The organism is Flavobacterium branchiophilum NBRC 15030 = ATCC 35035, assembly GCF_002217205.1.
GTDB classification, from domain to species: Bacteria; Bacteroidota; Bacteroidia; order Flavobacteriales; family Flavobacteriaceae; genus Flavobacterium; species Flavobacterium branchiophilum.
Map to the genome: position 1 here is coordinate 1 of NZ_MUGT01000065.1, position 19,399 is coordinate 19,399.

A 19,399-nucleotide genomic window follows, 5' to 3' on the forward strand; every position below is an offset into this window, starting at 1 on the left:
TTAAAATTTATGTGAACCGTTGTTGTTCCAAAAAAAGTTTGCTCCCAAGCTTTGGCAACATCCATCGAAAAATCAGACCCTATTTCGCCTGTATATTCGTCCATTTGTTTGTCTAACGAAAACCTGTATATGGTTGCTGTTGAGATATTTAGCCAATGTTTTGGAGGATTGAGACATTGTAATACTGCTTGATTCAAAATGGCGGTGCTGTCTATTCTTGAATTTAAAATTATTTTTTTGTTGGCCTCGGTGTACCTACAATCAACAGATTTCCCTGTTAGGTTTATCAATACGTCTGCACCTTCCAAGTGTTTTTCCCATCCTGAAAAAGTTTTGGCATCCCAGTTTACATACTTTATTTTTGAATCGACTGTCGATTGGCCACGAGTTAGAATAACGATTTCGTTGGTGGACTCATAATAATATTTTTGCAATACTTTTCCTAAAAAACCAGTACCGCCAGCAATAACAATTTTATGAAATTGGTTTTTCATGGGTTAGCCATTTAGATTGTGTAACGTGTTGAATTTGTTTTCTTTAGCCTTTCTTTTACCTCTAAAAAAGAAATACAAATTAACAAAAAGCATCAAGCCTAAATAGATAGAAAAACCACCAATTTTGTAGCTCAAGGCTTCCATTAATTTTTGATAGTTGGGTTCATACAAATTGATTTCCAATATCATAAGAGCATAACCAATGTTGAGCAAATAAAAGCCCGTTTGAAAAAGGGTGTTGGTTGCAAAGGCAATTGCTTCTCGACCGTTGAAGATGTCTATCATATAAAATTTGCTGTTTTTGAAAAGCGTTTTAGACACATAAAAGATTAAAAATAAAGCAATTGGCAAGTAAATTGCATAACCGATAAGGATGATTTTAGTTTCCATAATGTAAAAGTGTTTAGATTAATTTTTGTATATATTTGATAATAATGTAAATATTCATGTAATGTAAAAAAGCAATAATTCCCATAATTAGTGCCGTTTTTTGGGCAATAGTTTCAACAAGCTGTTGTGCGGTTTGAATGTGATCCCAATGAATTAAACATGTGGCACCATACCCCATATTGACCAGATAATAAGCCACCAACAACATTTGATTGATTCGGACACACCATTCGACATGATGGGGCAAAAGTTGTTGGACCATGATAATGCCGTTATAGTAGCATATTTTTCCTACTTTGTATATGATTCCACCAGTTATAGTCAGGTAGCATACATAAGCGGTGATGTTCCAATTCATTTGATTTTAATTTTAGTATGAACACTTATTTTGGATCCTTTAACTAAATTTACAGATTCGGGTTTTTTATTTTTCAATGCCTTAAAATCAACACCATAAACGGATTCAAAATCAACGGCTATCTTATAGTCCTGAACATGATATTGTTGCCATTTGGGATGTTTGACTTCGTATTCATAAGTTGTATTGGCATCTACTTTTGTATATCCAAAATAATGTTCAGTTATAAATGCCGCTTCTGAATCTTCTGGAATATCCAATAAATTTTTCCCTGCTTTTACACGGATGCTGTTCCAATTATTTTTATGTTGCCAATCGTATTTCAAGATGTTAAACTCATTGGATGTTTCTTTGCAATGTTGCATTTTCATGGTATGATAATGTTCTTTATAAATTGTATTTGCAACCCAAGTTAATGCTTGTCTAGGAACAATCTCTTTTATGAATACAACTCCTCGTTTCCATTGATGATTTTCAAATCGTTTTACATAAAAGCGTAAATTCACTTCTTCAAATGTTGTATGTAATGGGATTTTAAGTCCAAATACCTTTACGTTTTCAAACATAAATCCAACTAAACTTATATATGCTTTATTGTTCCAAAGATCAATTTCAGTTCCTTTTGGAATATATTTGTTTAAAATTTCAGGATTCACTTCATAATTTATGATTAATAAATCGGTCCAGTTTGCGGTTAAAAATTTCATAAGTCAATGGTTTTAATATTGTGATTTAGTAATTTAAAATGTTTCATATATATCATTAAATTTTAAACTTTCAGAAAAAAATGAAAGTTAGATTGAAAAAAATTATTTGACAAATTTTATCAACAATTGGGTTAGCCAATTGTCTTTATATTCGGTTATTTTGTCTAAAACGTTATCTGCTTTTAAAACAAAATCATAAAGCTTTAAAGTTTGATTTACAAAATGTTGTTCGGCTTCATTATTTTGTACTTCAATAGACGATACTTCTTTTAAAATTTTTAAAGCTGGTTTTATCTCTCTTTTGCTTCTTTCTTTGGATATTTTTACAGCTAATTCGTCTAAATCTTTTTCAGCTATAAAGTATTCTTTGCGTTCGCCCACCTTAAATTCTTTATATACGATGCCCCAATCCATCAATGCCCGCAAATTCATACTGGCATTGCCTCTGGATATTTGTAACGCTTCCATAATATCTTCCATCGAAACTGCTTCATGAGACACCATCAACAAGGCATGTATTTGAGCCATCGTTTTATTGATGCCCCACTGCGACCCTAAAGCCCCCCAGGTTTGTACAAATTTGTTTTTAGCTTCTATAAATTCCATTTCTATAATATTACGTGACAAAGATAACATTTATTTTTAAACTTTCAAAAAAAAATGAAACTTATTTCAAAAAAATCATTTTATTTTGAAATGGCTTTTTTTAATTGACTTTTGAGTTCCAATAATCAATCTTTGAAAGATAAAATGCTGTTATTTGCCATATAGTGCGTTAGGGATAGCAGTGGAAATCCTTTTTTACCCCTCTTTTTGGGGCAAAAAAGATTATTTCACAAAATTATATTTTTTTTGGAGTTCAATGAACATTGTTTGAAACGAATAGCCCGACCCTTGGGGAACGCCCAAAATAGTGTGAGGCTAAATGGTTATTATATGTACAGTTTAGCGGTATGAAATATTGTACTGTGTTGTATGTCAGTGGTATAAGTCATATTGTTAACACATTTTTTTTAAAACTAAATTCATGTTTGTTTTTTGATATTTCATCAAAAAAACAATATGTTTGTACTTGAATTTTTGGATGGAAAGAGTGTTACGCTTTCCTAAAAAAGAAATTTTCTATTTATAAAAAAATACAATTATGTTTACTTTAGATCAAATTATAGTAGCCCATCAAGAGGTGAAATCTGCTGCTGATTTTCCTTTTTTAATGCAAAATCTCTTCAATATTGGAGTCAAAAGTTTTGAAACCTTTGTTGCAAATGGCCAAACAATTTATACGGGTGTAGCGGGTTTTCAGTTGAAAACAGCTCCTTTGTATGAAGCACTATTGGTTAGTCAAACTACTGATTGTCAGTTGTTTATGTCTAAATTAAAAGACCATCAGCAACAAAAAACAGATTTTCCTACTTTTTGTAGTGATTGTGCCAAAACGGGTATTGCCAAATGGGAGGTGTGTTTGGAGCAATGGACTTGCACGTATTTTGATAGCCAAGGACATAATGTTTTAATAGAAAACATTCCAAATTAATTATTATTTGTAAATTTGTTAAAAAAAAATTATGCAACACATTATAGACCGTTTTATAAGCTATGTAACCATCGATACACAATCTGATGCGGCCTCTGAAACTACGCCTAGTACTGCCAAACAATTTGATTTGGCTCATTTACTTGTAAAGGAATTAAAACAAATTGGCCTTTCGGAGGTTAGTATTGATGAAAAAGGCTATGTGATGGCCACTTTACCAAGTAATGTTTTACATGATTTGCCTACAATTGGTTTTGTATCCCATTATGATACATCGCCAGATTTTTCTGGTACCAATGTACAGCCCCAAGTAATTTCAAATTATGATGGTAAAGATATTGTACTAAATCAGGAAAAAAATATTGTTTTATCGCCAGATTATTTTGAAGATTTGTTGCAATATAAAGGACAAACATTGATAACTACCAATGGCTTGACCTTGTTGGGAGCAGACGACAAGGCTGGATTGACAGAAATTATTTGTGCTATGGAATTTTTAGTACAACATCCTGAAATTAAGCATGGCAAAATTAGAGTAGGTTTTACTCCAGACGAGGAAATAGGTAGGGGAGCAGACCATTTTGATGTAGCGCAGTTTGGAGCCGATTGGGCTTATACTATGGATGGAAGCCAAATTGGCGAATTAGAATACGAAAATTTTAATGCAGCAGGAGCCAAAATCACGTTTAAAGGTACAAGTGTTCATCCTGGTTATGCCAAAGGCAAAATGATAAATGCCATGTTAATTGCCCAACAGTTTATGAATAAGTTGCCAAAGGATGAAATCCCACAAAAAACGGCTGGTTATCAGGGTTTTTATCACCTAACACACCTTTCTGGAAGTATCGAAAAATCTGTTGTTGAATTGATTATCAGAGATCATGATGCTAAAAAATTCAAGAAAAGAAAGAAAAAAATTAATAAAATAGTAAGTAAAATCAATAAAAAACACCAAAAACAATTTGGTTCACCCATTGCAACACTCGAAATGGACGATCAGTATTACAACATGCGAGACAAAATTGCACCAGTTATGCACATAGTTGATTTGGCCGAAAAAGCAATGAACAACGCTGGCATCAAACCTCTAATCAAGCCTATCAGAGGGGGTACCGATGGCAGCCGATTGTCCTACATGGGGCTACCATGTCCGAATATATTTGCAGGAGGGCATAATTTTCATGGAAAATACGAATATGTTCCAGTAGAAAGTATGCAAAAAGCTATTGAAGTGATCATCAATATTGCAACCCTTGTTGCTGAAAAAAAAGCATAATTCTTTATTTAAAATCATAAATAAATTTTTAATATCAAATATGTTTATTCGGTATAATTTATAACCAAAAAGTTGGCGGTTTGTAATCGACAACTTTTTGTTTTTTTTATTTGATGATTTCGTTAAATTCCAAACGTTCTCCGTCAGGGCCTAAAATGTTGAAATATTTACATCCTTTATCCCAAAAATTCAGAAAAACAGGTGCCGATTCGAGGATGTGAAAATGATTTTCTTTCAAGGTTTTGAAGGTCAAATCAATATCGTCCACATCAAAAGCAATATGGTCGATGTGGCCATCTTTTCTGTTTTTGATTTCTGGCAAATGGGACGCAGGCAATTGGTACAACTCAATAATCATTGTGCCTCGCTCCATCATGGCGACAATGCCGCCTTGTTCACCATCTATTTCAAAAGTAGATGGCATGACGTTTGAAAAACCTAATTGTTCATAAAATGCCAACGATTTTTGAATATCGGAGACAGGAATTCCAAGGTGTTGAATGTGGTTTATTTTTAAATTCATGTTTTTTATATTTGCATAAATTCAGCAATAGTTTCAGCTGAAATTTTCGGATTTGCACCTTCTTTTTGTGCCACCAAAGCCCCTAAAGCACAGGCAAAATCAATGGCATCTTGTGGTGCAATTCCCGTCAATAATTTGGTTAATAAACCTGCCAAAAACGAATCGCCAGCGCCCACAGTATCGGCAACGGTTATTTTGTAGCCACTATTATAAAATAATTGGTCATTGTATAATAAAACCGCCCCGTGGCTGCCTTTGGTTACGCAAATGTGTTTGGTGTTGGTTTTTTTCGCAATAAACTGAATGTTTTGTTCCAATGAATGAAATGGCGACCCTAAATCGGCACTGATTTCATACAATTCATCATCATTGAATTTGATAAAGTCGGCACGATTCATAAAATCTAAAAGCAACTCTATCGTATAAAAAGGGGCTCTCAAATTTACATCGAAAATTTTGTATTTGGCTGATTCTAATAAGCTTAACAAACTCTGATGGGAAACGGCATCCCTGCAAACCAAACTTCCGAAAACCAAAGCATCGGCATTTTTGACAACTTCCTGCGCTTCGGCAGTGGCTTCAATTTTGTCCCAAGCCACAGGATAATTGATGGTATAAGAAGCCGAACCTTTTTCGTCTAATTGTACCAAAACTTCACCTGTTGCAAAAGTGTCGTCTATTTGAATGGAACTGGTATTCAGCCCGTTTTCGGTTACAAAATCGAGCAATTCTTTTCCTATTTCATCATTTCCAATGCGGCTGATGATTTGGGTGTCCATTCCTAGCGAAGCCATTCTAAGCCCAACATTCAAGGGTGCTCCACCAATTTTTCTATGTGTTGGAAAAACGTCAAATAAGACCTCGCCAAAACAAACTATTTTTTTTGACATAACGAATATTTTAATGGTTGGTTTTGTCTGAATTAGACAAACTTTCGGATAATTCTTCTAGAGTTCTGCCTTTTGTTTCGGGCATTTTAAAGAAAACCCAAAGCAGTTGGAATACCATCATGATACAGAAAATGGCAAAAACGGTTGTAGTACCAATTTCTTTGAATAAAAAGGGTATAAAAGACGGAATTAATGCCGCTAAAACCCAGTGAACCGAGGTGCCAAAAGAGGTGCCTGCCGCTCTTAATTTATTAGGAAACAATTCTGAAATAAACACCCAAATTACAGCTCCTTGACCGATGGCGTGCGAGGCGATAAACAAAAAGAAAAAGAGTGGTACTGCCATGCCTTTCCATTCAAAGAAAAAAGCGGTGGTTACTAATCCCAAGGAAATAATATACCCCACAGAACCCAGATACATCAAGGTTTTTCGGCCGTATTTGTCAATTAATGAAATCCCGACCATGGTAAATAATAAGTTGATGATACCAATTCCGATGCTGCTTAAAAAAGAAGCTGATTTTTCTAATCCTGCCAATTCAAAAATACGTGGTGCATAATACAAAAAGGCGTTTATTCCTGACAATTGGTTGAAAAAGGCAATAAAAAAAGCCAAAAGCAAAGGCGTTCTGTATTTTTTCATAAAAATCGACTCGTTTTTGATTTCTTGCGATGTTTCTTTTTCGATAGCAGCCATTTCTTCCTCAGCTTGAGCGTCGGTATTGATTTGTTTTAAAATTGATATAGCTTGAGCTCGGTCTTTTTTGTACTCAAAAATCCATCGGGGACTTTCAGGAATTCCTAAAACCAAAAGGGTATAAACAAAAGCAGGAAACGCCTGAATTCCAAGCATCCAACGCCAAGAATTTTCGCCAATATCTTGTAAATAAAAATTAGATGTAAAGGCAATTAATATCCCAAAAACGATATTGAATTGGTACAAAGCCACTAATTTCCCACGGTCTTTGGCAGGTGCGATTTCAGAAACATAAGTAGGTGCAGCAATGGTTGAAGCTCCAATTCCGATACCGCCAAGGAATCTAAATATAGAGAAAATGATAGAATCATTGGCAAAAGCGGTTCCGATTGCCGAGATAAAAAACAATAATCCAATGATGATTAAGGTCTTTTTTCGGCCTAAAATATTGGTTGGATAAGATCCAAATATAGCACCAATCACGGTGCCCCATAGAGCAGATGACATGACTACTAAGCCGTGGTACAAATCCGAAGAGCCCCATAATTGTTGCAATTGTTTGTCGGCACCCGAAATTACAACGGTGTCAAAACCGAATAAGAATCCCGCCAGAGCGACTACAATAGACCAGTAGAGAATTTTTTTGTTGTTCATTTTTTTAGTTTTTGTGGTTTAGTTAATGATATTGGTTGATAAAGTAAGTTTTACCAAATTCCTTTGATAGAATCGAAAGTTATATTTTTAATATTTTGATTTTCAGCAGATTGAATTGTTAATTTGGTAAAAACTTGGTTAGGAAAAATTTGTTCTGTAAAAGTATAAACCCCTCCATTTAAGAAAATTTCTGCAGACGACCAGTCCAAAATAATTTGAAAATGGATTGTTTTTGAACGCAGCAATGGAGTAGAAGTAAGATGTGTTTTTTCGCCAAAACTTTTTTCAAAATCTACTTTTCCTGAATGCCGTCTGTCGATAGAAAACAGCTGTTTTTTTGCGTCGTAATGGACTACCAGACTGTCATTTACTTCATTTGAAAAAACCAATTTCAAGTTTTTGTTTTCGGATTGAAATTGGATTTGGGATTGATTCAAATTAGGGTAGTCAAAAGTCATTTTTTCTCCTTTTTTCAGCACCATTTCTTTTTTTGAATAGTCGGAAACCAAAAGAGATTTTATTTGTGGAACGGGTTGGCTTTGTAAAACATACTCCCCGTTGAGGGCAGTAAGAGCAAGCGTTCTTGGTAAAGTCATGGCACTTCGCCAAGTTGAAGTCGGGGTGTTTCGGGCATAATTCCAATTGCTCATCCAGCCTAAGAAAATGCGATTGCCATTCGGGGCATCATTGTAAGTTACACCAGCGTAATTATCGGTGCCATAATCGACCCATTTGGTATCTTTTTGGTTGGTTTTGAATGTTTTACCATCAAAATCCCCAACAAAATATTGGGTTGCCGATCCGCCGTTTGGTGCACCTGGATTGAGGCTAACGAGCAAGACCCATTTTTCTTCTGAACTGCCGTTTACTTTAATTTTGAACAAATCAGGACACTCCCAAACGCCCCCGTGAGCACCATATTCTTTTCCAAATTCGCTTTCTAATTTCCAGTTAGTCAAGTTTTTAGAACTGTAAATTTGGGTTCTGTCTCCTGCTACCAAGACCAAATTCCATAGTTTAATTTCGTTGTTCCAAAACACTTTTGGGTCTCTAAAATCACGCAAATTGCTATTGTTGATAATTGGGTTTCCTGTATATTTTGTCCAAGTTTCGCCAGCATCCAAGCTGTAGGCGAGCCCTTGGGTTTGCATATTGGTTTTGCCTGCTTTTTCAAATTCCATATTGTGGTACGTAAAAATAGCTACCATTGGCGGATGTTCCTTGGTGTCCAGCCCCGAAGTATTGTCTAAATCCATCACAGCACTACCGGAGAAAATATAGCCCAATTCATCTGGAAACAAAGCTATTTTTTTGTGTTGCCAATGAATTAAATCGGAGCTCGTGGCATGTCCCCAGTGCATGGGTCCCCAAACGATGTCTTCTGGATAATATTGGTAAAACAAATGATAAGTTCCTTTGTAATATAACATGCCGTTTGGGTCATTCATCCATTTTTTTTCGGGCGAAAAATGAAATTGAGGTCGGTATGTTTCTTTGTAATATTGGGAAGGGTCAATTTTTATAAGTTTTTTAGTAGGAATCAAAACCCTATTGTTGTTTTGGGCTTGTGCTATATGGACTACAAAAATAAAAAGTAAGCCAAGTACAGAAACGAAAGAATTGGTGTTTTTGATAGTCATTTTGGTTGGTTTATGATACAAAAATAGAATTATTAGACTATTTTTATTTTTGTATTTATGTTAATTTTGTAAATTATTTAGTTTAAATTTGGAACAAATTTGGAACATAACGGAATAAAATAAGCCACATGAATTTGAATAAAAACCTTTGCGAAAAATTATACTTTGAAGTAAAAACCAAACTACAAGAAGCATTTATACAACGAGGCATGACTTTTAAGGGGTCTGAAACCTCTATTTGGAAATTGAATGATGGCTTTGGAGGCAAGACTTTTTTTCAAAAAATAATAGAAGAATCTACCGGAATTTCTTTTTCTACGACCTTTAACAGTATGTACTTGTGGCGGAAATGGAATGAAGCAAAATCGGTGGAAGTGGTTAATTTTCAGGAAGATTACTTGCAGATTTTTATCAAATTTATTGGTTATGCCAATCCGCAAGATTATATTTCGGCTTTTTCATTGACTTTGCATACTTTTTTTGGGATAAAAAAAGAAGGCAAAATTTTGGTCATTCAACCCATTTTTGATTCTAATTTGGCTTTTTCAAACTCGGTTGTCAAAGGTAAATTTCCGTTAATAAATGAACAAACGGTCGATTCACGAGATACCGAATGTCTTTTGGAACTCATTCATTTATTTCACAATTACAATCAAACGTTGCCAAAAAGGATTTACGACCAAGAAATCATTCAGCTTGAGGATGGAATTTTATCTATTAATGAAACAGTTTTGAACCAAAATAAACCAAGTTGTATCTTTTCGATTGGGTTTTATTCCAATTATTTTTTTCGATGGGTTTTAGAAAATCATGCCCACCATTATATAGAATATACTGACGAACCTATGCGGTTTAGGGTGCGGTATTTTAATGAACATTTGAAACAGCCCGTTTGGACGGATTATTATGATTCTAATTCAAATTTTGATACGGGTTTTTTGCTGAAACTTGCCATAAAGCTGGGGGCAGAAACTATAAATTGTTATTTTTTATGCGGTATGGAAAACAAAGGCACGTGGGCCATTACCAATTTTTTGTGTCAAAATTGGACATCATTGCAACAAAAGTGTGATTTTGATCGAGATATTCCTTTGCTTGATGCTCCTTTTATGATGGTTTTAAAAGTAAATAAAAACAACATAGCCGAAAGTTATTTGGAAAAAATCATAAAAATTGATTTTTAAAACAATGCTTCTTTTGAAAACGGATTTATTTTAGCCCAGATTGTAGTGGAAAGGCCGAAAGCCCCAAAAAGATTTTTTGTAGCCACAAAAGAGCGACCAGCGGAAGCTCCTTTTGTGGTGTACAAAAAACTTTTTTGGGGCCGAGGACTTGAAACGAAAGCTGGAATAGCTCCTTATTATTATTTTTTTAAATCTTGAAAGTTAAATCTTGAAAGTGTTGAAGAGGCTTCATACAAATTTTAACGGCCTTTTTAATAGCTAGAAAAAATGCTATTTAGCATTTGAACATATAGCATAATAGGACTTATTGTAATTTTTGTTAAGAAAAAACACAGACTAATATTTTTGAAAAAAGAAGGCCAAAAATTAGTTTTGTGTTGCATAATTTACTTTATTTGAACCATTTACAACCAAAGTTTGTTTGGAAGCAGCGAAATAAAAATTTCCAAACCAAACAGGCACTACTAAAAAACTACCAAATATGAAAACGTTTTCCATCACCGAAATCAACCACATTTTGCAGGGCACTATAGAGGGCGAAACGACCCAACTCATAACGGCACCAGAGCAACTTGAAGTGGCCACAGCAACTGAAATTACTTTTATAGGACATGCCAAATACGAAAAAATGTGGCAAAATTCCAAGGCATGTGCAGCAGTTGTTAATGAAAATATTAGCATTGCTCCTGGTCCAAACAGGGTTTTTATAAAAGTAAAAAATGCCGATTTGGCCATGTCGCAAATTTTAGAAATGTTTGCACCACCGATGCCTGTTTTTAGTACCAAAATTCACCCATCGGCACAGATAGATCCTTCGGTACACATGGGCGAAAATTGTCAAATAGGAGCGGGTGTATATATAGGAAAAGACGTAAAAATTGGAAAAAACACTACCATTTATGCCAATGTAACCATATTAGATCAATGTATAATAGGCGAACAAGTAACCTTTTGGCCTGGCGTAGTTGTAAGAGAAAGGTGCGAAATTGGCGACAGAACCATTATACATCCCAATGCCAGTATTGGAGCCGATGGCTTTGGATTTAGACCTTGTCCTGAAAGAGGTTTGGTGAAAATACCACAAATAGGCAATGTGATTATTGGCAAAGATGTAGAAATTGGAGCCAACTCGTGTGTGGATCGTGGCAAGTTTAGTTCGACCATTGTTGGCGATGGATGCAAGATAGATAATTTGGTTCAAATAGCGCACAATTGTAAGCTAGGAAAATACTGTATTATGGCAGGAAATTCAGGTTTGGCGGGCTCTGTAACGTTGGGCAATGGTGTGATTATAGGAGGGAGTGCCTCTATAAAAGACCACACAACCATTGGCGATGGTGCCATCATTGGTGCGGGGTCGGGCGTAACTGCCGATGTGCCTGCAGGCAAAACCATGTTGGGCTATCCTGCCGTAGAAGCCCGAAATGCTTTGAAACAATGGGCCATTTTGAAAAGGATGACAACATAAAAAAATAGGTCGAAACTTGGTTTGATAAAACCAAAACGACTATCAATTTTTAAGGTCAAATTTTCAAACCACCACTTTTTTGATATTTCAAACCACTTTGGCACAATTAATGTAATAACATTTTAAAATTCAAAAGTATGAAATCGCCATCAAATACCAATAAATAGGGCGATACCATATAGAACCTTTAACCATTTAATTTTAAATAGATGAAAAAAATTACCTTACTTGTGGCTTTTATTATAGCATACGTTATGCTAGGCTGCACCAAAACCGAAGTGGTTTCTAACACCACAGATAACGATACGATTAGCGAAGTGTTTGAATTAAAAAATGTAAATTTCGCTTACAATAATGTAGATGGATATAATATATACCGTACATTAAATCCTAATATTTACGCATCTGACGTGGTATTAATTTATAGATTGTCTGGCACCATCAACAGCAATACCCCAATTTGGCAACTGATTCCACGCACGCTTTACTTGACACAAGGCGAGTTGGATTATGACTTTGATTTTAGCAAACAAGATTTTACCATCTATGCAGGAGGCAACTACAACCTTGCCCTCACGCCAAGTTATCTCAACAATCAAACCTTCAGAATTGTAATTGTACCAGGCTATTTTTCAAACAAAGTAGCAGTAGATTATAGCGATTATCATGCCGTGATCAAAGCTTTTAATATAAATGATACAAATGTAAAAAGCCTCAACTAAATCACAACAAAATCCTGCATATATATTGGGCGTTCGCCAAGGGTCGGGCTATACGTTGCAAACAACGTTCATTGAACTCCAAATGAAATATAATATTGTGAAATAATCTTTTTTGATAACCACATTCAGAAACTATATTTATGCAATACACCCCCCCTTTTTGGGGCTGGGGGGCTTCTAAAAGGATTTCCACTGCTATCCCTAACGCAAAATATCGTAAACCATAATGTAACGCAAAAAAAACAACACCATGAAAAAACAAATGGCCTTCGGATTACTACTAATTGGAGTAAATAGCCTAGTGGCTCAAAACAAAATTTTGGACCAAATAACAACAATTACTAATAATATAACTACTGCCCCTCCGGCCACTGGAGCCCTCTCTGGATTGGATATATCAAAAGGGCTCAAAGAAGCACTCAACAAAGGCATTAGCAATCAAGTAAGCAAACTAACAGCAAAAGACGGATTTTATAGCAACGAAGCAGTCAAAATTTTGATGCCAGAAGAGCTCAGAAAAGTCGATTCTGGATTGCGGGCCATTGGACTTGGTAGCTTGGCAGACCAAGGCATTAAAGCCATGAACAATGCTGCCGAAGACGCTGTAAAACAAGCCACCCCCATTTTTGTAAAAGCCGTTACCAAAATGAACATAACCGACGCCAAAAACATTTTGATGGGCGAAGAAAATGCTGCAACAACCTATTTAGAATCCAATACTTCAAAAGAGTTGTTACTCCAATTCAATCCTGTAATTAAAAAATCTTTTGCAAAAGTGGGTGCCGATGCCATTTGGGCAAACCTTATTTCCAAATACAATGCCATACCATTTGTAAGTAAAGCAAACCCTGATTTGACAGATTATGTGGCCCAACAAGCCTTGAAAGGAGTGTTCAAAATGATAGCTGTTGAAGAAAAAAACATCCGAACCGATTTGGGTTCTAGAACATCAAACTTGTTGAAAAAAGTATTTTCGATGCAAGACAAAAAATAATCTTAATTGATTAAAAATGAGTAATATAACAATAATTTAACATACAATTAAAAAAAATAGAGTAGCTTTGCATAGTAATAAAATAGTTTTTAAATCAACGAATTAGTGAATAAAAAGTCAATGGATCAAAACATTGACTTTTTTGTATAATAAACAATACCTAATATTGATATAAGCTCAATTAGACTTATAAAACAAGCTATATATACCGCATCTTTTTTGCCAAAATCCCTAGAAAAAGAGTTTGCTTCGCTGGGAGCCTTTACTTGTGTTGTAGCCCAGCCATGCCACTTTTTTTTCAAAAAAACTACGCATCTTTAAGTTGTTTTGCGGATGTATTCCATTTAAGTTTTTTCTGTTTTTTTTAAAATAATGGATTGTGCATTTTGTTTAGGTAGCAATCCTATTTTGTAATTTTTTAAAATATTCAAAAGCTTTTAACACCCTTGTTCCATACCACGAAAACATTTGTCCGTCCACAAAAATGGTTTTGGCATGATGGGAATACCTACCCAATTCAAAGGCATCTTCTTCTGTAAATTCGTAAGGTTCGTTTGGCAAAAGTATCAAATCAGGGTCGCCTTGTATTCTCATTTTTCGGATTTCAACCTCTGGATAACGGCCTTTTTGTTTGTAAATATTGTCAAAACCGTTTAACTGTAACATGGCATCAATATAAGTGGCACCACCCGCCGCCATATAGGGGTTTTTCCATATAAAATAGGCTGCTTTTTGTGGTTTTATATTGGACATAAATTGTTCAAAATCAAGTGTAGCAAACTCAATTTTGTCATTTATTTTTTGAGCCTCGGTTCTACAATTAAAAATAGCACCAAAATCTGAAATCATGGTTTTGTTGGCTTTCAAATCGGCAATGTCAGTTACCCAAACGGTACAAATTTTTCGTAATTCATCAACCATTTCTGGTGTATTTTCTTCTTTATTACAAATGATAATATCGGGCTCTAAATTTTTAATTTTTTGAAAATGCACTTTTTTGGTTCCGCCTACCGATGTTTTCGTAGCTCTAAAATGCAAAGGATGCACACAATATTTGGTTATTCCAACAATTTTTTGTTCCAATCCCATTTCAAAAAGCAATTCGGTTTGCGAGGGTACAAGCGACACAATTCTGTTGGGTACCGCATTAAAAGTGTGGGCAAAACCCAGCTGGTCGATTAAGGTTTTCATTTCCAAAATAAATTATATAAACGAATTTTTTTCAAGAATTTGTTGCATCTCTTGCTGTATTTTTACTGCTTCTTCACGGGCTTTTTGAGCAAAATTTGAAGTGGCATCGGCATAAATAATACCCCTAGAAGAATTGATGAGCAGTCCAATATTTTGATTCATTCCAAACTGGCATACCTCGGACAAACTGCCACCTTGAGCCCCAACCCCTGGCACCAAAAGAAAACTATCGGGAACAATTTTTCTAATTTCCGAAAGAAAAGAAGCCTTTGTAGCCCCAACAACATACATCAAATTGGAGGCATTTTTCCAAGTTTTGGATGTTTCTAAAACGTGATGATACAATTGATTTTGAGCCAATGGAAGCGTTTGAAAATCAAAAGCTCCCTCGTTTGAAGTTAGTGCCAATAGGATGGTGTGCTTGTTTTCAAAAGCTAAAAAAGGTTCTACACTGTCTTTGCCCATATAAGGGGCAACAGTAATGCTGTCAAAGGCCAAATCTTCCAAAAAAGCCTTGGCATATCGGCTAGAAGTATTGCCAATATCGCCACGTTTGGCATCGGCAATGGTAAAAATTTCGGGATAATTGGTATTAAGATACTGAATTGTTTTTTGCAAAGATTGCCAGCCCATAATGCCATAAGCCTCATAAAAAGCGGTGTTGGGCTTATAGGAAACGGCTAGGTCGTGCGTTGCATCAATAATGGCTTTGTTAAATTCAAAAATAGGATCTTCGGTGTTTAATAAAAAATCGGGAATTTTATCCAAATCGACATCTAAACCAATACAAAGGAATGATTTTTTTTGAATAATTTGAGCAGTTAAATCTTTTGTAGTCAAGGTGGTGATGAATTTTAGTTGTTTTTGCAAATTTCGGAAATTCTACCGATAAACAAATCATTTTTTAGATAAAATTGAAAAATTTGATTCTAAATAAATAATGAAAACCTAAAAAATCTATGGAATTGACAACCCATGAAAGGAAAAAAGTACTTAGAATAGAAGAGAAAGACACTAATTTGGTTAAAAATACTATTTTAAATTTTAGTACTAAATTGAAATTTCCTATATTTGCATTTCGCAATTTGGGGTGAGGAGGCTAATTTGCAAGCAACTAAAATAAATACGACAACATTTTTAAAACACGGAAATGAAAGAAATTACAAAAGAAGTTTATTTAAAGTGGTATGAGGACATGCTACTTTGGCGTAAATTTGAAGACAAATTAGCAGCGCTTTATATTCAACAAAAAGTAAGAGGATTTCTTCACTTGTATAATGGTCAGGAGGCTGTTTTGGCGGGTGCACTCCACGCCATAGAACTTGGCGGAAAAGACAAAATGATTACGGCCTACAGAAACCACGTTCAACCAATTGGAATGGGTGTTGATCCTCGAAAAGTAATGGCCGAATTATTAGGAAAAGTAACGGGAACTTCAAAAGGAATGGGTGGTTCTATGCATATTTTTTCTAAAGAACATGGTTTTTATGGAGGTCATGGAATTGTTGGAGCTCAAATTCCAGTAGGAGCAGGAATGGCTTTTGCCGATCAATATTTTAATACGGGTGGGGTAACACTTACCTACTTTGGAGACGGTGCAGCCCGTCAAGGCTCGTTGCACGAAGCTTTTAATATGGCAATGCTTTGGAAACTTCCTGTTGTTTTTATTGTAGAAAATAACGGATATGCCATGGGAACTTCTGTTGAAAGAACTGCCAATCATACTGATATTTGGAAACTAGGATTGGGTTATGAAATGCCATGTGGCCCAGTAGATGGAATGAATCCAGTAAAAGTAGCCGAAGCCGTTCACGAAGCCGTAGAAAGAGCCAGACGAGGTGATGGCCCTACTTTTTTAGAAATGAAAACCTATCGATATAGAGGACACTCTATGTCTGATGCTCAATTATATAGAACTAAAGAAGAGGTTGAGGAATATAAAAAAATCGACCCAATTACACAAGTTTTGGATGTTATAAAAGATCAAAAATATGCTACCGATGCCGAAATCGAAGCAATTGATCAAAGGGTTAAGAATTTGGTAGAAGAATGTGCAAAATTTGCAGAAGAATCACCTTTTCCAGAAGTACAACAATTGTATGATGTAGTGTACGAACAAGAAAATTATCCATTTATACCTCACAAACTCTAAAAATATGGCAACAATTATAACTATGCCGCGACTAAGCGATACTATGACGGAAGGAACAGTAGCATCGTGGCTAAAAAAAGTAGGCGATACCATTTCTGAAGGAGATATTTTAGCAGAAATTGAAACAGATAAAGCCACCATGGAATTTGAATCTTTTAACTCTGGAACACTTTTGTATATAGGAATTCCTGAAGGGGAATCGGCACCAATAGATGCCCTTTTGGCCATTATTGGCAACGAAGGCGAAGATATTTCAGGGCTGATTGGCGGTCAAACTGCTGCTCCATTGCAAGACACACCCATGGTAGCAAACGAAGCTCCTGCCGCTGCAAAAACAGCATTACCCAACGGTGTTATCGTTGTAACCATGCCTCGATTGAGCGACACCATGACCGATGGAACTGTAGCCACGTGGCTAAAAAAAGTAGGCGATACCATTTCTGAAGGCGATATTTTAGCAGAAATTGAAACTGATAAAGCCACCATGGAATTTGAATCTTTCAACTCTGGTACTTTATTATACATTGGCATTGCAGCTGGAGAGTCGGCACCTGTGGACAGCCTTTTAGCTATTATTGGCCCTGCTGGAACAGATGTATCTGGAGTTGCTCAAAATTTTGGACAAGCACCATCAAGTCCAGTTGCTGCCACTACCGAAACTCCAGTTCAAGCGGTACCTGTTGTAGCCCAAAATGCTTCTACCGAAAGGGTTTTGGCATCGCCATTGGCAAAAAAAATTGCGGCTGATAAAGGGGTAAACTTGAGCCAAATCAAAGGGTCGGGCGAAAATGGCAGAATTGTTAAAAGCGATGTAGAAAATTATAGCCCAGCACCGCAAGCAGCACCTGCTGCTGTTGCAGAAAAAAAGGCCGAAACTCAAAATAGCAAACCATTTGTAGCTTCGGGGACTGTGGCAACGGAAGAAATTAAAAATTCGCAAATGCGAAAAGTAATTGCCAAACGCCTATCGGAATCGATTTTTACAGCACCTCATTTTTATTTGACAATAGAAGTTGCCATGGACGAGGCAATGAACTCTAGGGTTATCATCAATTCTATTCCAGACACAAAAATTTCTTTTAATGATATGGTTATCAAAGCTTGTGCTATGGCCTTGAAAAAACATCCAAAAGTAAATTCACAATGGAGCGAAAATGCGATTACCATCAATTATCATGTGGCTATTGGTGTAGCCGTAGCCGTAGAAGACGGATTGGTAGTTCCAGTATTACCATTTACAGACAGTATGAGTCTTACTCAAATTGGAAGCAGTGTTCGAGATTTGGCTGGCAAGGCCAAAAATAAAAAATTACAACCTTCTGAAATGGAAGGCAGTACATTTACAATTTCTAACTTAGGCATGTTTGGTATTACAGAATTTACATCGATCATCAATCAGCCAAATTCTGCCATCTTATCGGTGGGGGCAATTGTAGAAAAACCAGTTGTAAGAAATGGACAAATAGTTGTTGGCAACACCATGAAATTGACGTTGGCTTGTGACCACCGTACCATAGACGGTGCTACGGGAGCACAATTTTTGCAAACATTAAAACAGTTTATAGAAAATCCAGTTACTATGTTGGCATAAATGCTTCATGTATATTTGATAAAATCCCAAAAATGATAGTCATTTTTGGGATTTTTTGTTGAATTGAATTCAAAACAAACAATAATTTATACCTTTGCATCATGGAAAAAGATAATATAATATTTGGAATTAGAGCCATCATAGAGGCGATACAAGCAGGAACGGCTGTTGATAAAGTATTTATTCAGAAAGAAATATCGAGCGAGTTGATGAAAGATTTGATGAAAGTGATGAAAAGAGCCAACATTAATTTTTCGTATGTACCTGTAGAAAAACTCCATCGATTGACGGTTAATAACCATCAAGGAGCAGTGGCTTCTATATCGCCAATAGGATTTATGGAGTTGGAGGATTTGGTGTCCTCCACGTTGCAAGCACATGCCAAACCCTTGTTCTTGATATTAGATCAAATATCAGATGCACGAAATTTTGGGGCCATTATTAGAACGGCAGAGTGTACGGGCGTACATGGTATTATCATTCAAAAATCGGGTTCGGCGCCTGTAAATGGCGATACGGTTAAAACATCGGCTGGTGCAGTATTTAATGTGCCAATTTGTAAAGTAGAACACATCAAAGATGCTATTTTTTATATGCAAGGTTCGGGCATTCTTACGGTTGCTGCAACCGAAAAAACCACTCAAAATTTGTATGATATTGATTTGAATCAAGGGGTTGCCATAGTTATGGGCTCTGAGGATAGAGGAATCAATCCATCGGTATTGAAAGTGATTGATGCAAAAGCCAAATTACCAATGTTTGGCTCTATTGGTTCGTTAAACGTGTCTGTGGCATGTGGTGCTTTTTTGTATGAAGCCGTCAGACAAAGAAATGGTTAAAAGTAGTATCTTTTTTTGAGTGTATCACGATAGGATTTGATTGGCTCATGAAATTAGATGTGACATTTTGCGTTAAGGATAGCAGTGGAAATCCT

20 protein-coding genes are annotated in these 19,399 nt (G+C 35.7%); 9 read left to right on the forward strand and 11 right to left on the reverse strand.

Annotated elements, in window-relative coordinates:
* From B0A58_RS08930 to B0A58_RS08950, 5 genes are all read right to left on the reverse strand, one after another.
* Positions 1–494, reverse strand: a 494-nt coding sequence (locus B0A58_RS08930) for an NAD-dependent epimerase/dehydratase family protein (RefSeq protein WP_133063108.1), incomplete at its 3' end; no start/stop codon positions are given.
* A gap of 3 nt (positions 495–497) precedes the next feature.
* Complete coding sequence (locus B0A58_RS08935; protein WP_089080775.1) at positions 498–884, reverse strand: hypothetical protein; 387 nt, start codon at positions 882–884, stop codon at positions 498–500.
* Positions 885–897: 13 nt separating this feature from the next.
* Positions 898–1,242 carry a hypothetical protein gene (locus tag B0A58_RS08940; protein ID WP_014084884.1) on the reverse strand — a complete coding sequence of 115 codons (345 nt, stop codon included), beginning with the start codon at positions 1,240–1,242 and terminating at the stop codon, positions 898–900.
* Positions 1,239–1,949, reverse strand: a complete 711-nt coding sequence (locus B0A58_RS08945) for a YqjF family protein (RefSeq protein ID WP_089080776.1) — start codon at positions 1,947–1,949, stop codon at positions 1,239–1,241. Before B0A58_RS08945 ends, B0A58_RS08940 begins: the two co-directional genes overlap by 4 nt.
* 102 nt (positions 1,950–2,051) lie before the next feature.
* On the reverse strand, positions 2,052–2,555 hold the full coding sequence (locus B0A58_RS08950) for a GbsR/MarR family transcriptional regulator (RefSeq protein WP_014084881.1): 504 nt from the start codon (positions 2,553–2,555) through the stop codon (positions 2,052–2,054).
* A 538-nt stretch (positions 2,556–3,093) separates the two neighbouring features.
* Here B0A58_RS08950 and B0A58_RS08955 point away from each other — a divergent pair.
* Both B0A58_RS08955 and pepT read left to right on the forward strand, forming a co-directional pair.
* Positions 3,094–3,483 carry a DUF1398 domain-containing protein gene (locus B0A58_RS08955; RefSeq protein WP_089080777.1) on the forward strand — a complete coding sequence of 130 codons (390 nt, stop codon included), beginning with the start codon at positions 3,094–3,096 and terminating at the stop codon, positions 3,481–3,483.
* 31 nt (positions 3,484–3,514) lie between these two features.
* Positions 3,515–4,759 carry a peptidase T gene (gene pepT, locus B0A58_RS08960; RefSeq protein WP_089080778.1) on the forward strand — a complete coding sequence of 415 codons (1,245 nt, stop codon included), beginning with the start codon at positions 3,515–3,517 and terminating at the stop codon, positions 4,757–4,759.
* A gap of 106 nt (positions 4,760–4,865) precedes the next feature.
* On the opposite strand, the gene B0A58_RS08965 is transcribed toward pepT, so the two are convergent.
* From B0A58_RS08965 to B0A58_RS08980, 4 genes are read right to left on the reverse strand one after another with little or no spacing between them, the layout of a single operon-like run.
* Positions 4,866–5,282, reverse strand: a complete 417-nt coding sequence (locus B0A58_RS08965; RefSeq protein WP_089080779.1) for a VOC family protein — start codon at positions 5,280–5,282, stop codon at positions 4,866–4,868.
* Between the two features lie 5 nt (positions 5,283–5,287).
* The gene (locus B0A58_RS08970; protein ID WP_089080780.1) at positions 5,288–6,172 is read right to left on the reverse strand and encodes a carbohydrate kinase family protein; all 885 of its coding nucleotides are present in this window, start codon (positions 6,170–6,172) and stop codon (positions 5,288–5,290) included.
* Between the two features lie 10 nt (positions 6,173–6,182).
* Positions 6,183–7,523: a sugar porter family MFS transporter gene (locus B0A58_RS08975; protein ID WP_089080781.1), complete on the reverse strand. Its 1,341-nt coding sequence runs from the start codon at positions 7,521–7,523 to the stop codon at positions 6,183–6,185.
* A 50-nt stretch (positions 7,524–7,573) separates the two neighbouring features.
* Positions 7,574–9,163, reverse strand: coding sequence for a glycoside hydrolase family 32 protein (locus B0A58_RS08980; protein WP_089080782.1), 1,590 nt, complete (start codon positions 9,161–9,163; stop codon positions 7,574–7,576).
* Positions 9,164–9,291: 128 nt separating this feature from the next.
* Between B0A58_RS08980 and B0A58_RS08985 the strand changes: the two genes are divergently transcribed.
* The 4 genes from B0A58_RS08985 to B0A58_RS09005 all read left to right on the forward strand — a co-directional run bounded on the left by B0A58_RS08985 (position 9,292) and on the right by B0A58_RS09005 (position 13,531).
* The gene (locus B0A58_RS08985; RefSeq protein WP_089080783.1) at positions 9,292–10,347 is read left to right on the forward strand and encodes a hypothetical protein; all 1,056 of its coding nucleotides are present in this window, start codon (positions 9,292–9,294) and stop codon (positions 10,345–10,347) included.
* Positions 10,348–10,828: 481 nt separating this feature from the next.
* Positions 10,829–11,815, forward strand: a complete 987-nt coding sequence (gene lpxD / locus B0A58_RS08990; RefSeq protein ID WP_089080784.1) for a UDP-3-O-(3-hydroxymyristoyl)glucosamine N-acyltransferase — start codon at positions 10,829–10,831, stop codon at positions 11,813–11,815.
* Positions 11,816–12,024: 209 nt separating this feature from the next.
* A complete protein-coding gene (locus B0A58_RS08995) occupies positions 12,025–12,537 on the forward strand; it encodes a hypothetical protein (protein ID WP_089080785.1) in 513 nt (170 codons plus the stop codon).
* Positions 12,538–12,787: 250 nt separating this feature from the next.
* The gene (locus B0A58_RS09005; protein ID WP_089080787.1) at positions 12,788–13,531 is read left to right on the forward strand and encodes a DUF4197 domain-containing protein; all 744 of its coding nucleotides are present in this window, start codon (positions 12,788–12,790) and stop codon (positions 13,529–13,531) included.
* 390 nt (positions 13,532–13,921) lie between these two features.
* Here the strand turns inward: B0A58_RS09005 and B0A58_RS09010 are convergent, their stop codons facing one another.
* Positions 13,922–14,722, reverse strand: a complete 801-nt coding sequence (locus B0A58_RS09010) for an ABC transporter substrate-binding protein (RefSeq protein WP_089080788.1) — start codon at positions 14,720–14,722, stop codon at positions 13,922–13,924.
* A gap of 12 nt (positions 14,723–14,734) precedes the next feature.
* Entirely contained in the window at positions 14,735–15,562 is an 828-nt protein-coding gene (gene pyrF, locus B0A58_RS09015) for an orotidine-5'-phosphate decarboxylase (RefSeq protein ID WP_089080793.1), read from the reverse strand.
* 310 nt (positions 15,563–15,872) lie between these two features.
* Here pyrF and pdhA point away from each other — a divergent pair, with 310 nt between their 5' ends.
* From pdhA to rlmB, 3 genes are all read left to right on the forward strand, one after another.
* Positions 15,873–16,874 carry a pyruvate dehydrogenase (acetyl-transferring) E1 component subunit alpha gene (gene pdhA / locus B0A58_RS09020; RefSeq protein ID WP_014084867.1) on the forward strand — a complete coding sequence of 334 codons (1,002 nt, stop codon included), beginning with the start codon at positions 15,873–15,875 and terminating at the stop codon, positions 16,872–16,874.
* A 4-nt stretch (positions 16,875–16,878) separates the two neighbouring features.
* A complete protein-coding gene (locus B0A58_RS09025; protein ID WP_089080789.1) occupies positions 16,879–18,465 on the forward strand; it encodes a dihydrolipoamide acetyltransferase family protein in 1,587 nt (528 codons plus the stop codon).
* Positions 18,466–18,566: 101 nt separating this feature from the next.
* Positions 18,567–19,304 (forward strand): 23S rRNA (guanosine(2251)-2'-O)-methyltransferase RlmB, encoded by a 738-nt coding sequence (gene rlmB, locus B0A58_RS09030; protein WP_089080790.1) that lies wholly within the window; start codon positions 18,567–18,569, stop codon positions 19,302–19,304.
* Positions 19,305–19,399 lie beyond the last annotated feature (95 nt).

Bases quoted from the DNA above. Each gene is read 5' to 3' on its own strand.
- B0A58_RS08935 (WP_089080775.1), bottom strand. From the start codon at position 884: ATGGAAACTAAAATCATCCTTATCGGTTATGCAATTTACTTGCCAATT.
- B0A58_RS08940 (WP_014084884.1), bottom strand. From the start codon at position 1,242: ATGAATTGGAACATCACCGCTTATGTATGCTACCTGACTATAACTGGT.
- B0A58_RS08945 (WP_089080776.1), bottom strand. From the start codon at position 1,949: ATGAAATTTTTAACCGCAAACTGGACCGATTTATTAATCATAAATTAT.
- B0A58_RS08950 (WP_014084881.1), bottom strand. From the start codon at position 2,555: ATGGAATTTATAGAAGCTAAAAACAAATTTGTACAAACCTGGGGGGCT.
- B0A58_RS08955 (WP_089080777.1), top strand. From the start codon at position 3,094: ATGTTTACTTTAGATCAAATTATAGTAGCCCATCAAGAGGTGAAATCT.
- pepT (WP_089080778.1), top strand. From the start codon at position 3,515: ATGCAACACATTATAGACCGTTTTATAAGCTATGTAACCATCGATACA.
- B0A58_RS08965 (WP_089080779.1), bottom strand. From the start codon at position 5,282: ATGAATTTAAAAATAAACCACATTCAACACCTTGGAATTCCTGTCTCC.
- B0A58_RS08970 (WP_089080780.1), bottom strand. From the start codon at position 6,172: ATGTCAAAAAAAATAGTTTGTTTTGGCGAGGTCTTATTTGACGTTTTT.
- B0A58_RS08975 (WP_089080781.1), bottom strand. From the start codon at position 7,523: ATGAACAACAAAAAAATTCTCTACTGGTCTATTGTAGTCGCTCTGGCG.
- B0A58_RS08980 (WP_089080782.1), bottom strand. From the start codon at position 9,163: ATGACTATCAAAAACACCAATTCTTTCGTTTCTGTACTTGGCTTACTT.
- B0A58_RS08985 (WP_089080783.1), top strand. From the start codon at position 9,292: ATGAATTTGAATAAAAACCTTTGCGAAAAATTATACTTTGAAGTAAAA.
- lpxD (WP_089080784.1), top strand. From the start codon at position 10,829: ATGAAAACGTTTTCCATCACCGAAATCAACCACATTTTGCAGGGCACT.
- B0A58_RS08995 (WP_089080785.1), top strand. From the start codon at position 12,025: ATGAAAAAAATTACCTTACTTGTGGCTTTTATTATAGCATACGTTATG.
- B0A58_RS09005 (WP_089080787.1), top strand. From the start codon at position 12,788: ATGAAAAAACAAATGGCCTTCGGATTACTACTAATTGGAGTAAATAGC.
- B0A58_RS09010 (WP_089080788.1), bottom strand. From the start codon at position 14,722: ATGAAAACCTTAATCGACCAGCTGGGTTTTGCCCACACTTTTAATGCG.
- pdhA (WP_014084867.1), top strand. From the start codon at position 15,873: ATGAAAGAAATTACAAAAGAAGTTTATTTAAAGTGGTATGAGGACATG.
- B0A58_RS09025 (WP_089080789.1), top strand. From the start codon at position 16,879: ATGGCAACAATTATAACTATGCCGCGACTAAGCGATACTATGACGGAA.
- rlmB (WP_089080790.1), top strand. From the start codon at position 18,567: ATGGAAAAAGATAATATAATATTTGGAATTAGAGCCATCATAGAGGCG.